The sequence below is a fragment of the Deinococcus sp. Arct2-2 genome (assembly GCF_004801315.1).
Lineage (GTDB): Bacteria > Deinococcota > Deinococci > Deinococcales > Deinococcaceae > Deinococcus.
Genome location: NZ_SSNW01000056.1, coordinates 26019 through 38979, shown reverse-complemented (window position 1 = coordinate 38979; position 12961 = coordinate 26019). Strand labels below are relative to the sequence as shown.

General features: G+C 62.2%; 14 protein-coding genes. 8 read left to right on the top strand and 6 right to left on the bottom strand.

The genetic code is table 11. The annotated features are described in order from the left end of the window. Positions 1 to 89: 89 nt before the first annotated feature. On the bottom strand, positions 90 to 842 hold the full coding sequence (locus E7T06_RS18705) for a serine/threonine-protein kinase (RefSeq protein WP_136367281.1): 753 nt from the start codon (positions 840 to 842) through the stop codon (positions 90 to 92). Between the two features lie 164 nt (positions 843 to 1006). Here E7T06_RS18705 and E7T06_RS18700 point away from each other — a divergent pair, with 164 nt between their 5' ends. Further along, positions 1007 to 1849 (top strand): patatin-like phospholipase family protein, encoded by an 843-nt coding sequence (locus E7T06_RS18700; protein ID WP_136367275.1) that lies wholly within the window; start codon positions 1007 to 1009, stop codon positions 1847 to 1849. Between the two features lie 58 nt (positions 1850 to 1907). Continuing rightward, positions 1908 to 2687: a signal peptidase I gene (lepB, locus tag E7T06_RS18695; RefSeq protein ID WP_136367274.1), complete on the top strand. Its 780-nt coding sequence runs from the start codon at positions 1908 to 1910 to the stop codon at positions 2685 to 2687. Between the two features lie 90 nt (positions 2688 to 2777). On the opposite strand, the gene E7T06_RS18690 is transcribed toward lepB, so the two are convergent. The 3 genes from E7T06_RS18690 to E7T06_RS18680 are packed head-to-tail and all read right to left on the bottom strand — an operon-like array spanning position 2778 to position 3855. Continuing rightward, positions 2778 to 3098, bottom strand: a complete 321-nt coding sequence (locus E7T06_RS18690) for a DUF503 family protein (protein WP_136367273.1) — start codon at positions 3096 to 3098, stop codon at positions 2778 to 2780. Between the two features lie 5 nt (positions 3099 to 3103). Continuing rightward, positions 3104 to 3328 carry a heavy-metal-associated domain-containing protein gene (locus tag E7T06_RS18685; RefSeq protein ID WP_136367272.1) on the bottom strand — a complete coding sequence of 75 codons (225 nt, stop codon included), beginning with the start codon at positions 3326 to 3328 and terminating at the stop codon, positions 3104 to 3106. Continuing rightward, a complete protein-coding gene (locus tag E7T06_RS18680; RefSeq protein WP_136367271.1) occupies positions 3328 to 3855 on the bottom strand; it encodes a DUF1999 domain-containing protein in 528 nt (175 codons plus the stop codon). The genes E7T06_RS18685 and E7T06_RS18680 overlap by 1 nt, the downstream gene beginning before the upstream one ends. A gap of 47 nt (positions 3856 to 3902) precedes the next feature. Between E7T06_RS18680 and E7T06_RS18675 the strand changes: the two genes are divergently transcribed. After that, positions 3903 to 4676 (top strand): aminoglycoside adenylyltransferase domain-containing protein, encoded by a 774-nt coding sequence (locus E7T06_RS18675; RefSeq protein ID WP_136367270.1) that lies wholly within the window; start codon positions 3903 to 3905, stop codon positions 4674 to 4676. A 4-nt stretch (positions 4677 to 4680) separates the two neighbouring features. Here E7T06_RS18675 and E7T06_RS18670 read toward each other — a convergent pair whose 3' ends face one another. Together E7T06_RS18670 and E7T06_RS18665 are read right to left on the bottom strand one after the other, a co-directional pair. After that, positions 4681 to 5586: a ribokinase gene (locus E7T06_RS18670; protein WP_136367269.1), complete on the bottom strand. Its 906-nt coding sequence runs from the start codon at positions 5584 to 5586 to the stop codon at positions 4681 to 4683. Between the two features lie 18 nt (positions 5587 to 5604). Continuing rightward, positions 5605 to 6198 carry a nucleoside deaminase gene (locus E7T06_RS18665; protein ID WP_136367268.1) on the bottom strand — a complete coding sequence of 198 codons (594 nt, stop codon included), beginning with the start codon at positions 6196 to 6198 and terminating at the stop codon, positions 5605 to 5607. Positions 6199 to 6534: 336 nt separating this feature from the next. On the opposite strand from E7T06_RS18665, the gene E7T06_RS18660 reads away from it, so the two are divergent. The 5 genes from E7T06_RS18660 to E7T06_RS18640 all read left to right on the top strand — a co-directional run bounded on the left by E7T06_RS18660 (position 6535) and on the right by E7T06_RS18640 (position 12954). Further along, on the top strand, positions 6535 to 8277 hold the full coding sequence (locus E7T06_RS18660) for a long-chain fatty acid--CoA ligase (RefSeq protein WP_136367267.1): 1743 nt from the start codon (positions 6535 to 6537) through the stop codon (positions 8275 to 8277). A 333-nt stretch (positions 8278 to 8610) separates the two neighbouring features. Next, positions 8611 to 8997 carry a response regulator gene (locus E7T06_RS18655; protein ID WP_136367266.1) on the top strand — a complete coding sequence of 129 codons (387 nt, stop codon included), beginning with the start codon at positions 8611 to 8613 and terminating at the stop codon, positions 8995 to 8997. 197 nt (positions 8998 to 9194) lie between these two features. Further along, entirely contained in the window at positions 9195 to 11546 is a 2352-nt protein-coding gene (locus E7T06_RS18650) for a transglycosylase domain-containing protein (protein ID WP_136367265.1), read from the top strand. Beyond that, positions 11543 to 12049 carry a penicillin-binding protein gene (locus tag E7T06_RS18645; protein WP_346763219.1) on the top strand — a complete coding sequence of 169 codons (507 nt, stop codon included), beginning with the start codon at positions 11543 to 11545 and terminating at the stop codon, positions 12047 to 12049. The genes E7T06_RS18650 and E7T06_RS18645 overlap by 4 nt, the downstream gene beginning before the upstream one ends. Before the next feature lie 218 nt (positions 12050 to 12267). Then, complete coding sequence (locus E7T06_RS18640; protein ID WP_136367264.1) at positions 12268 to 12954, top strand: cytochrome c biogenesis protein CcdA; 687 nt, start codon at positions 12268 to 12270, stop codon at positions 12952 to 12954. Positions 12955 to 12961: the final 7 nt, after the last annotated feature.

The window sequence follows — 12961 nt, the reverse complement described above, 5'->3', positions numbered from 1 at the left end:
AAATTGTATAATCTCTCAAAACCCCCTGCAACCACGCTTTCCAGACAGTCTCTTAGACCAAGCACCCGGAACCTGACCCTGTCGCCCCACTAATACGGCAACCCCGCCAACGCCAGCAACTCCGTCCTCGCCCATACCGCATTGTTGGGCCGGGCCGCCGGATCGCGGCGGGTCAGGATGATGTGCAGATGCGACAAGGGATCATCGCTGTGGGGCGGCGTTTCTCCGGGTTCCAGCACCGAGCCGTGCAGCCCCCAGCCCAGCAGCACGCCTACCCCGTACAGGTCACTTTCCGGCCCCAGCGGTTCTCCCCGGTAAGCTTCCGGACTCTGAAAAGCTGCCGTGCCCATGCGGGTGGGGGCGGTCATGATTTCGTGCAGCGGCCCTGACAGGTCAAAATCCACCAGTTTGGCGCTGCCATCGGGTTCGGCCACGATGTTTTCGGGCTTGATGTCGCGGTGAACCATGCCGCGTGCGTGTAGGTAAGCCAGCGCGTCCAGCAGATGCACCAGCGTCAGCAAAAAGGCCCGGCGTTCTTCGGTCAGGGCGGGGCGGGCAGCGTACCGGTCAAACAGGGTTTCACCGCGTGCCAGCGTGACCACCAGCGCGGGCTGGTCTAATACGGTGGTGCGCTCCAGCACCCGCACCAAGCGTGGGTGATCCAGCGGCGCGGCGTTTTCGTATTCACGGTCTGCGTAGGCCGCCAGATGCAGCGGAAAGATTTTGACGGCACACGGCGTCCCCTCCCGCGAGACCGCAAAGTATACGACGCTGTGCGAACCACGCCCGACGGGACGAATCAATCGCACCCCATCGCCTACAAGTTGACCCGCCAAAGGCATCGGCCCCACGCTAGCGTAAGAGTGGCCCATCTGGGTAGACACCCCAACCAGATGAAGGGGCATGTGGCGGGACAGTCAGCGCCCAGAGCAGTCATCCGCGAAAAGGGGGCTAGGCCGCACATCTGCCCGCTGGCCCGTAGAATCGCCCCTATGACGGGGTGCGGATGACAGGATACGGCTTGGTGCTGGGCGGCGGCGGGGCGCGGGGACTGGCGCACATCGGGGTGTGGCGGGTGCTGGAAGAAGCGGGCCTGAAGCCCACCGTACTGGCCGGAACCAGCATGGGCGGCTTGGTAGGCGCGTTTATCGCGGCAGGCTATTCGGGCGCAGAATTGGAGAAAATATCGGCGTCGGTGTCTTGGCGTCGGTTGGTGGACTGGCGGCCCGGCACCGGCCTGATTCGGGTGTCGGCTTTCGAGTCGTGGTTGTCACAACATTTGCCTGCTACTTTTGAGGAACTGCCCCTTCCGTTGGCGCTCACGGCCACCGATGTCCTCACGGGCCGGGGCGTGTATCTGTCACGCGGCAACCTGCTGACGGCACTCCGGGCCACCACCGCCTATCCGGGGGCGCTCGACCCTGTGCCACTCGATGAAATGCTGCTATCGGACGGCGGCGTGCTGAATCAGGTTCCAGTGGACGCGGCGCTGTTTTTAGGCGTGCGGAAGGTGGTGGCCGTAGACGTAACGGCCACCAGTCCGCTGGAACTGCACGGGCGGCGGGTGCTGCTGTGGCGCAGAGAAGCACATTTGGGGCCAGTGCAAGCTCTTAGGCGAGCCGTAGAAATCATGCAGGCCCAACTCACCGACGCCCGCCTGAGCCTCTACCGTCCCGATATTTTGCTGCGGCCCGTGCTGGGCGACGTAGACCTACAAAACTTCAACCGCTCGGTGCAGGCCATAGAAGCAGGCAGAACGGCGGCACTGGCCGAGTTGCCGCGTATTCATGCCCTGCTGGGCAGCGGCCAAAGCTCTGCCCCACTCCCGCCGAACACCCCCACATCCTGAAGCACGGCCCCGCCAGTGTGGGCGTTCCTCACTCGCTATCCGCTATCCTGCGCGTTGCATGACCAGATTGCTCAAGTCCGCCCCCGGCCCCCTTCAAAAACTGTGGAAGGAACTACTGGAACCCATCGTCTTCGCGGTGGTCATTACGCAGTTTGTCGCCACACTGGTGGGTGTGGACGGCGTCAGCATGATGCCCAACCTCCGCAACCGCGAGCGCGTGTTCGTGCCCAAATACGAAACGTGGCTGCACAAAGCAGGCATCGGAGAATTCAAGCGCGGCGACATCTTGATTTTCAAGCCGCCTCGCGCCGCCGCCGATGCCATTGCAGAGCTGAACAGAAGCGCCCCGCTGAACCTTTGGAAGTACCGCCCATTTCTCATCAAGCGCCTGATCGGGCTGCCCGGCGACAAAATCAGCGTGAGTGGCGGCGAAGTCACGGTCAACGGCACCAAACTGGATTCCAGTTGGACAACCGATTATTGGCGTCAGCAAGGTTGCTGGGACACTCAAAGCAGCTTAGCGAATTTGGCCGCCTCTAAAGGCAACAACAGCTTCCTGACCGATCAACCCGAAGTGACCGTACCGCCCGGACAATACTTCGTCATGGGCGACAACCGCACCGCGAGCGGCAGCGAAGATTCGAGACTATTTGGGCCGGTGCTGAAGCGTGATGTGGCAGGCCGCGCCGCCGCTGTCATCTGGCCTATCATGCGGAAAACTACTATCAAATACGATTGCGCTGCCAACGCTGTCGCCGCCGACGGCCTCAGCGGTGAAAACGTACTGAACTGGCGCGTACTGACCCGCCCCGAAGGGTTTGACAGCTTCAACAAGTAATTGAACTAGGGAACAGTAATCAAGAAAGAGGGAGCCGTCTACATGACTGGCTCCCCTTCTTCAATTTGGGCGAGAAGTTCTGACTCTGGCCTACTCGTCTTCCCCGTCATCTTCGCCCAGCACCGTGATTTCGGTGGTTTCCCACGCCACGCGGTATTCACCTTCACGGGCGATGTAGTCGGCGGCCATGCGGAGGGTTTCTTCGACCCAGACGTAATCGTTGCTGAGTGTCGCCACGCCGATGATCTCCCAATCGTGGGCATCCAGACCGTCTAAGCGGGCCACCGTCAGGGGGTAGCGGGCCTTCAGGCGCTCCACGACAGGCCGTACCAGCGCCCGTTTTTCCTTGAGATTACTGACCCACGGCATTTCTACACGGATGGTCAGCACACCGACGTAGCCCAGCGCCACCGCGTTTAGAGCATTCCGGCAAGGAAGCCCTGCCCGCGAACTGCGCGAACCAAGTCCATAACCGTCAGTTGAGAGGGATCGTAATGCACTTCGATTTGGCCGTCGTCGGGCATGGCACGGACGACGCCGGGCAGCGCCAGCAGCGCCCCGGCCACTTTTTCGCCTGCCTCGCGGTTCATGCCGCGCACACCGAGCAGGACGCGGGTTGCAGATTTGGTCATAGTCTGCATTATAGAGACTCGGGGCGGGCAGGCAGGCCCAATTCCGGCACCCCTAGCGGCCCCAGCTTTTGGCCGGGTGCGCTGTCGGCCCGCGTGCCCAGATGCCGCACGGCGTAGCGCCCCAGCACATGTGCGCCTTCGGCAAAGGCGGCGGCCTCTAGCGCGGGTGTGACTGCAAAATGCACCTCATAGACGGCGGTGTCGTAGGCACTTTTGACGGTGGCGTGTAGCAAGCCCTCGGCGGTGGCAGCCTCTGCATGGGGCGCGAGGGCTACCGTGCGAACCAGCACCACCGGGCGGTCTCCTTGCCACACGCTCTGGGCAAAAATAAAGCCGTGCAGCACGCCGTCGTCTTCGGCCACAAAGGAATGCTCGCTGCGCTCGTAGAACTTGAGAGCAGGCAACGTGGTACAAATCCGGCCTTCGCGTTCGCGGGGCGGCAAGGTCTCGAAGGCAGGGTCGGCTTGCCCCAACGCCGCGAGGTCTAGGGCGTGCAGCGCGTCGTAATCGTGTTCGGTAAAGACTCGGTAACGCATAGAAGGCAGCGTATCAAAGGCGGGCGGGGGCAACTTAGGATAAAGCCATGTGGCCGCCTATCGTCCGTGCATTTCTTGACCACCTGCTGGCCGAACAACAGGCCATTTTGGGGCCGAATCTGGTGGGACTGTACCTGCGCGGCTCCTTGGCGTTAGGCGACTTCGATCCTGAAACCAGTGACGTAGACGCCCTCTGCATCACAGATCAGCCGCTCAGCGCCTCAGAATGTGCTGAGCTGGCCGCGATGCATGCCCGCCTGTTCGCCTCCGGGCAGCCGTATTGCCGTGAGCTGGAAGTGGCTTATCTGCCCCGCGTCTCTGCCAAATATTGGCGACCAGAGGAGCAGCATCCTACATTGTCACGCGGGGGCGGAGAACTGGAATGGAAGACCCACCATGAAAACTGGGTAGTGGAGCGCTGGGCCGTGTTGCACGGTCAGAGCCGATTGTTTGGCCCCGATCCTCAGACTCTCGTTGCCCCCGTCTCTGAGGCCCAGATTCGCCGTGCCGTGCTGCACCGCCTGCAAGACTGGCGGGCGTTTGCCCTCACGCCCCACGATCCCGGTTGGGGGCACAGGGGCCACGCCATATACGCCGCCGAAACCATGTGCCGCATTGCCCACACGCTCAGCACCGGTCAACTGGGCAGCAAACCCGCCGCCGTGCGCTGGGCCTTGTCTACTTTTCCGGAGCCTTGGCAGACGCTAATCAGCCGTTTGGACGAGTGGAGAACTGATCCGGCCATTGACCCTGATCTGAATGGGCGGGTACAAGGGTTGGTGCTGTGGGTAGCGCAGGCAGCCCGAAAGAATAAGCAGTGATGCCCTAGCGCAGTCTCTCCGCTTCCAACACTTCCGCCCACCCCGGCATGCTGTCTTGTGCGCCGGGGCGGGTGCAGGCCAAGCCCGCCGCCACGCCCGCCCAGTACAGCGCGTCAGGAAGGGGGTCGCCGCCGCACAACCGCGCTGCCAGCACGCCACAGAAAGTGTCGCCCGCCCCAGTGGTGTCCAGAACCTGTACCGGATGGGCCGCCAGTCGGTAAGTCGCATCGGGGGTGACGGTCAGACTGCCCTGTGCGCCCAGCGTGACCGTGACGGCCCTCGGCCCCAGCTCTAGCAGGGAATGGGCGGCCACTTCCAGTGCATCCGGCCCGACAGCTCGCCCTATCAGTGCGGCCAATTCATGCTCATTCACGATCAGGTGGTGGGTGTGGGCCAAGAGTTCCGGGTCAGCGGCGCGGGCGGGCGCGGCGTTCAGGATCACGGTCAGTCCGGCAGTATGGGCGCGGCGGGCAGCCTCCCACGTCACGGCGGGCGCAAGCTCTTGCTGAAGCAGCAGATGAGTGAAACCGCTCCAACCAGCGGGCAAATGCTCTGGCCCAAAGCGGGCATTTGCGCCGCTGGCGACGGTAATCGCGTTTTCGCCGCCCGCCGCTACCGTAATCAGGGCCAGTCCAGTGGGGGCGTCCAGCGTATGCAGCCCCGATAAATCCACACCCGCACGGGTCAGGCCCGATAACGCCGAAAGCCGGAAGGGGTCTGCATCGCCGCCCACCGCCCCACACAGCCTGACGTGTGCGCCCGCCAACGCTGCGGCCACCGCCTGATTCGCGCCTTTGCCCCCCGGCGACACACGGGCGTCGCCGCCCAGCACGGTTTCTCCGGGGGCGGGAATGCGGGCGGCCTGCACGGTCAGGTCAGCGTTGACGCTGCCAATGACAAGAATGGACATGGGCTGAGGCTAGAGCATTCAGTCCTTCCCGTCTTCCTCGTCCTGCTCCTCTCCCCCTTCCTCTATTTCCGCCGTTTCTGCCGGATAGCGCTCCCGCCACAGTTCCCAGCCTTCATCAGGAAAGGCCCGCTTGGCTTCGGGGGCAAACAGGCGTGCGCCCTCGGCCTCCAGATCGGGGTAGGGGCAGGCCATGACTTCGGTGGACTGCATGGCGGGATGATCGGCCCACTTGATCAGGCGGCCCGATCCGCCCCACGCATCGTCGGTGGCCCACACTACGCGCCCCACGCCCAGCAACGAGGACGCGCCGCCGCACATCAGGCAGGGTTCTAGGCTGGAATACAGGGTCAGCTTGCCGGGGTTTTTCAGTTTGCCCAGCGCAAAAAATACGTCCATTTCGGCGTGGGCCACGCTCGCGCCGCCCACCCGTTCGGCGGTCTGGTCTTCTCCCACGCGGTTGCGGCCTGTGGCGACCACTTCATCTTGCTCGTTCACCAGCACGGCCCCCACCGGAGAACTGCCCGCCGCTACTGCTTCGCGGGCCATTTGGAGTGCGGTTTGCAGGTGTGCCCGGTGGCTGAGGGTCAAGGGTGCAGCAGGCTGGTCAGTCATGCTTCCAGTCTGTCAAAACGCCAGTGAGAGCGGCTTGAGGCAACCTTGAGTCGGAGTGCAGGCAGGCTAAGCGGGCCGACAGCCTTGCGCTCATTGGCCCGCTGGGGGTGTGATAGCGGCGTAATAAAGATTTTGTTATACTCGGTTCAATTACACAGTGTTTGCTCCCCAATGCTCGTTACAGAGTGTTTGTGTGTCTCGCAGGTGCTTTTGCGCTGTTTGGCCGCCGTTCCTTTTGCCCGCCCCGCTGCCGATCTGTTCGTCTATCCGCGCCGACTTACTTCACCAGAAAACAGACCAGAAAACAGAAGTCCCAAAAGGAGCGTGCCCACGCCCATGACTGCACCCCAACCCCCTACATCCCAGCCCCCAGCCGCACCCCCTCTGCCCCGTCCTTGGCTGGCCCACTACGAAGCGGGCGTGCCGCACGACTTTACGCCCAGTGCCGACACGCTGCCGATGCTGCTGGAGCGGGCCGCCGCCAAGTTTCCAGACCGCGCCGCGCTGACGTTTGTGGGCGCAACCACGACCTATAAAGAGGTGTGGCAAGATGCCCAGCGGTTTGCGCTGGCTCTCCAGAAAGCGGGCGTGGCTCCGGGCGACCGAGTGTCGATCATGCTGCCCAACTGCCCACAGTTTATGGTGGGCTTTTTCGGGGCGCTGCTGGCGGGCGCGGTAGTGGTCAATACCAGCCCGCTGTACACGCCCAAAGAGCTGGAGCATCAGCTGAACGACAGCGGCAGCGAAACCCTGATTCTGCTGGATTCCTTCTATCCGCGCTTTGCCGAAATAGAGGCCAACGTGGGCGTGCGGCGCGTGTTTGTGACCGGGATTCAGGATGCATTGCCGTTTCCCAAAAACCTGCTGTACCCGGTGAAGGCACGGCGCGAAGGCACTTGGGTGGGCGTGAAACCGGGCGGCAAGGTGCTGGAATTTAAGGCTGTGGTGAACTCTCAGCCGCCCACGCCCCGCGCCGTGCGGAGAGAGCCGGATGATGTGGCGCTGCTGCAATACACGGGCGGCACGACGGGCGTGCCCAAAGGAGCCATGCTGACCCACCGTAATCTGGTCGCCAACTGCGAGCAGGCCCGCGCTTGGATGACCGACTTGCGCGAAGGTCAGGAAGTCACGCTGGCGGCTATTCCATTTTTTCACGTATACGGCATGACCGTTGCCATGAATCTCAGTGTGTTGGTGGCGGCGACGATGGCCCTCGTGCCCAATCCCCGCGACATCAAGATGGTGTTGGGCGCAGTTACGGCCAGCAAAGCCACCCTGTTTCCGGGCGTGCCCACGCTGTACAACGCCATCAACAACCATCCCGACACGCCGGGGCACAACCTGACCAGCATTCGCGTGTGCATCAGCGGGAGCGCCCCCCTGCTGCTGGAAACCTCGCGCAAGTTCCGGGAAATTACGGGCGGCGCGAACTTGGTAGAAGGCTACGGCCTCACCGAAGCCAGCCCGATTACGCACACCAACCCGCTGTTTAGCGGCCAGCGCGAAGGCAGCATCGGCCTGCCCATGCCGGGCGTAGACGCGGTGGTGGTGGGTGAAGACGGCCAGCCCGTGCCAGACGGCGAAATTGGAGAGTTGTGGGTGGCTGGCCCCATGATTATGAAGGGCTACTGGCAACGCCCCGACGAAACCGCCAAGACCCTGCGCGAAGCCTTCGGGCGCACTTGGCTGATGACGGGCGACATGAGCATCATGGACAAAGACGGCTATTTCAGTATCGTAGACCGCAAAAAAGACCTGATCATCGCAGGCGGATTCAATATCTATCCGCGTGAAGTGGAAGAAGTGTTGATGGGCCATCCGGCGGTGTTGGAAGCTGCCGCCGTGGGCCTGCCCGACGCCTACCGGGGCGAAAGCGTCCATGCGGTGGTGGCCCTAAAACCCGGCATGAAGGCCACCGAGGCCGAGATCATCGCCTACTGCAAAAAAGACTTGAGTGCCTACAAAGTGCCGCGTAGCGTGGAATTCCGCACCGAGTTGCCCAAAACCGCCGCCATGAAAATCCTGCGCCGCCAATTGGCACAGGAAGCGCGGGAAGCGCAGGCTGTGGGCAAGGGGTGAAGGATTGATGATTGGCTTGCTGGGGAATGGTTGGGCTGAGGTGGAAATTGAACCCCCCCGTTGCTGACGCAACGCCCCCCCTTAAGGGAGGACAACTGCTGTTGCGCTGCCCTTAAGGGGGGCTGGCTGCGAACTGGTACAGCTCCGCAGGAGAGCAGACTGGGAAGTTCGCCCGGAACGTTAATTTACGCTGTGAAGCTCCACAAACCCTGTCTCGCAGCTCTAAAATCCCTCCAAAACACCGTACCCCCGCCTTACCCCCGCCACTGTGTGGGGGTTTCTCACGTGATTCATGCACAGGTGACGTTTCTTACAGGGCCGCGCTGCACTATCATGGGGCTTATGGCGTATACCATCCTCGTCGCTGATGACGAACCGGCCATCCGGACTATGCTGGAGGTCATTCTGTCGGCAGACGGGCACGAAATCATAGCGGTTCAGGACGGCAAGACGGCTCTGGACTACCTTCGTGACCACACTCCCGACGCAATGCTGCTCGACGTTAAAATGCCGCACATGGACGGCTTCGAAATCTGCTCCCGTGTCAAGCGGATCAAGCGGCTACGCAATACCCCCGTGCTGCTGCTGACCGGCTTCGACGACGACCAAACCCGCGACCATGCCAAATTGGTGGGCGCAGACGACATCGTGTACAAACCCTTGTCCGGCAAGAATTTGCGGGGCCGCGTGAACCAACTGATCGAGGCCCGCCGCCGCTGAGTGGCGGGTGGTGAGCGCTACAGGACTCGGCGCTCCCCAGCCTGATCAGCTCTGGTACACGTTGCCTGACACAGCGTTTCCTCCACATGCCCTATACACAGTGTTGATAGAAACTGTTTGATAGATGGTCTTCAGATCACGCAGCAATCCGGCGCACAGCGACCGGGCCTAGAGGAGCCGCACAAGAGGAGAAAGTCTTGATTTTCGTTCTGAGGTTCTTAAAATTTCTGACTTCCCTGCTGCTCGCGGCGTTGGTGGCGGGAGTGGGCGTGGCCGCTACCTACGCCACCAAATGGGCACGCGAACTGCCCGATTACCGCCAACTCGATTCCCTGACCCGCTCCTTAGGTGCAGAAACACGGGTCTTTGCCCGCGACAACACTTCACTGGGCAGCCTGATTCCCAAAATTGGCGAGCAGGCCATCAGCCGCACGCTGGTCACGCTGGACGAAATCAGCCCGTTTATGGTGGCCGCCCTGATCTCGAACGAAGATCGGCGGTTTTTTGAGCATTACGGCCTTGATCCATATGGACTGGCACGGCAGTTTCAACGGCTGGCACGCGGCGACGAGGTGCAGGGCGGCAGCACGCTGACCAACCAACTCGTGAAAAATACGTTGCTGCTGGAGGAATACAACCAAGCCCGCACGCCTGACCGCAAGCTGAAAGAATGGATGCTGAGCGTGCAGGTCGAGCGCAGCTTTACCAAAGAAGAGATTCTTCAGAATTACCTGAACACCATCTATTGGGGCGACGGCGGCCCGGTGGAGTTGTACGGCATTTATGCGGCGTCTCAGGCGTATTTCCGCACTACGCCCAAGCGACTTTCTCTGGCCCAGAGCGTGTACCTGACCATTCTGGTGCCCAGCGCCGGACGGTACTTCAACTATGCGGAAGTGCGCCCGCTGATGAAACTGGTGCTGGCCCGCATGGTGGAAGACCAATGGATTACGCAGGCCCAATCTGACGCCGCGTGGCAAGAAAAACTGCAACCGCGTGGCTGGCAAGTGGTGTATGCCGCAAGTGGCGACGTGAAAACCGCCAAGCTGGTAGACCGCACCGCCAAAGAACTGAAAGCCGTGACTACCACCCGCGCCCCGCACTTCATGGGGCAAGTGGAGGGCGAACTCGTGCGCCGATTTGGGCGCGAGAAAGTGTACGGCAGCGGCGGCCTGCGCGTGTATACCACCCTCGATCCCAAACTTCAGAACGCGGTGGAAACGGCCAGCCGGGAAGCCACCGGATTGCCCCCCGGCGCAACGTTGGGCGCAACCATCCTTGACCCGTACACGGCAGAAGTGCTGGCTATGATCGGCCAAAAACTGGTGGGCAATGCCCCGCCCGACGAGTGGAACAACGCCGCGCAGGGCCAGCGCCAGATCGGGTCTACCATCAAGCCGCTGCTGTATACCACCGCCCTGAGTACCGGACTGACCCAAGATCACCGCGAGGACGACAAGCCCGTGTCCTTTCCGTGCCGCAGTTGCGAAGGCGGCGTGTACGAACCCAAAAACTTTGAGGGCGCGGTCAGCTACCGCAGCATGACCATTCGGGAAGCCCTAGACCGTTCGCTGAACTTGGTCACAGTACGCCTTGCAGACCGAATCGGCCTTCAAACCTTTTTTGGCAAGATGCGCGAACTGGGTGTGCCGCCCAACGATGGAACCGGGCTGGCTGCCGCGCTGGGCGCAGTGGAAACCACTCCGGTGAAGATGGCCGCCGCCTACTCCCCCTTCGTGAACGGCGGCCTGTACCGTGCGCCGCGCTACCTGACCCGCGTGACCACCGCACGCGGCGAGGTGCTGTACGACGCCGGAACCACCCCCGTAAAACCCAAGCGCGTCTGGACGCCGCAAGTCGCGTATCTGGGCCTGAACATGATTCAGGGCGTGGTCAATGACCTGACGGAGCGGCAAGGCGGCCTCGCCACAAAAGCCAAGTTCGGAGACTGGCCGGTAGCAGGCAAAACCGGCACCAGTAACGGCCCCAAAGATTTCTGGTTCGTGGGCACCACGCCGCTGTATACCGGAGCCGTCTGGGTGGGCAAGCAAAAAGGCGGCGAGATGCCCATCTATTTCTATTCGGGCTACGTAAACGCCCCGATTTGGCGGCGCATGATGGAACTGGCCCACGCGGGCAAAACCGTGACGCAATTTACGGAACCGCCCGGTATCCTGACGGCAGACGCGCCTGACCCCGGCTACCTGCCCGGCGTCAAGATTGCTCTGCTCGACCCCAATTACCGTGATGCGGCCAACACCCAAATCGTGCCCGACGCGCCCCTGCCCACCGTGTACCGCGAAACCACATTCGCACCGGGCGGCCAAGACCCCCGCACCGCCATGATCGACCTAGACCGCACCACTGGGCGGCTGGCAACCGAATTTACGCCCCCTACCAACATCGTGCAGCGGCGCGTGTACATTGAGGAACTCCCCGGTTACGCGCCCGACCCTAACCCGGCCCCCTTAAAAGACGAGAAGCCCGACCCAGCGGCCCTCAAAGCGGTAAAGGCTCAGTCCAGCACTTTAGAACCGACCACCCCTTGATTTCCCTCATTTTGGCGGCCCCAGTAGTTCGGTGGGCCGCCTTCATTTCTGCCTACTCTCATGGCCCGGTCACGCAACGGCTGGGCGGGCGGCGCATCATGGCCCCTATGCGTCACGCCCCGCTTCTGACTTTGTTGCTGACTTTGGGGGCGGGACACGCCGACGCTCGCGTGCGTTTAGGCGAACCTTTGCCTCCGCACCCGTGGACAAGTGCCGCCGACCGCGAAGTGGTGGTGGTCTATTCGCACGACTGCGGCGATCTGGGCGACCTGTGGCAGGCCGTCCTAGACAGCGGCTTACCCGTAAGGGCCGTAAACGCTGAAGACACCCCCGCTCCAGCCCCCGCAGGCATCAACCCTTGGCGCGGCGCGGAGGCCACCACTTTTGCCCGCACGTTGAAAGTGGGTGCCTACCCGACAGTTTTGCTGGTGCAAGGCGGGCGCGTGCTGAACGCATGGGAAGGAACGTTTCGGGGCGAATGGGGCGGGACGGACAAGCCGTAAACAGAACGTGGAAAGGCGTCTAAGGGTCAAGGGTCTAAGAGACTAAGAAAGTCAAAGGCTGTGCTAACCGTACTCCAGCAAACGTTTTACCCGGCCAGAATCTCACTGCCCCAGCACCTTTGACCCTCGACCTTTAGATCCTTAGACCTGCCCCCACCGACACCCCAAGACACTAAGCCGGGACGCCCTGCCCACCCCGCGCCCGCTACACTGCCCCTATGTTGACTTCCGGCCTGTCTGCCCCCACGTTCGCTGTGGCGTTTCTGGCCGGGCTGTTTTCGTTTCTCAGTCCGTGCGTGCTGCCGCTCGTGCCCAGTTATTTGGGCGTCATCGGCGGCGCACGCTCGCCCCTGCTGCGGGCCTTCGGATTTATTCTGGGCTTCGGCTTGGTGTTTATTGCGCTGGGAGCGACAGCCAGCAGCCTCGGCGCGGTGCTGGCCCCGCACAAAATCTTGCTGGGGCAAGTGGCCGCCGTGCTCATTATCTTTTTTGGGCTGGTGATGCTGGGCGTCGTGCGCCTGCCCTTTCTGATGCGCGACACCCGTGTGCTGGCCGATGCGGGCGGCTACGGCCCAGTGGCCCTCGGTGCGGCGTTTGCCTTTGGCTGGAGCCCTTGCCTCGGCCCCGCGCTGGGCAGCATTTTGGGCTTAGCGGCCAGCACAGCCAGCCTCGGCCAAGGCGTGAGCCTGCTGGCTACCTACACGCTGGGCCTCGCCGTCCCGTTTTTGCTGGCCGCCCTGCTCTGGAACCGCCTGAACCTGCGCCGTCTGAACCGCTATTCCGGTATTTTTGAGCGCGTGGGCGGCGGCATTCTGGTGGCAGTGGGCCTCCTGATGATCACCGGGCAATTTACGCGACTGGCAACGTTTTTTTATCAGGTGATGCCGGAATGGTTGAGAGTTTAAAGATCGT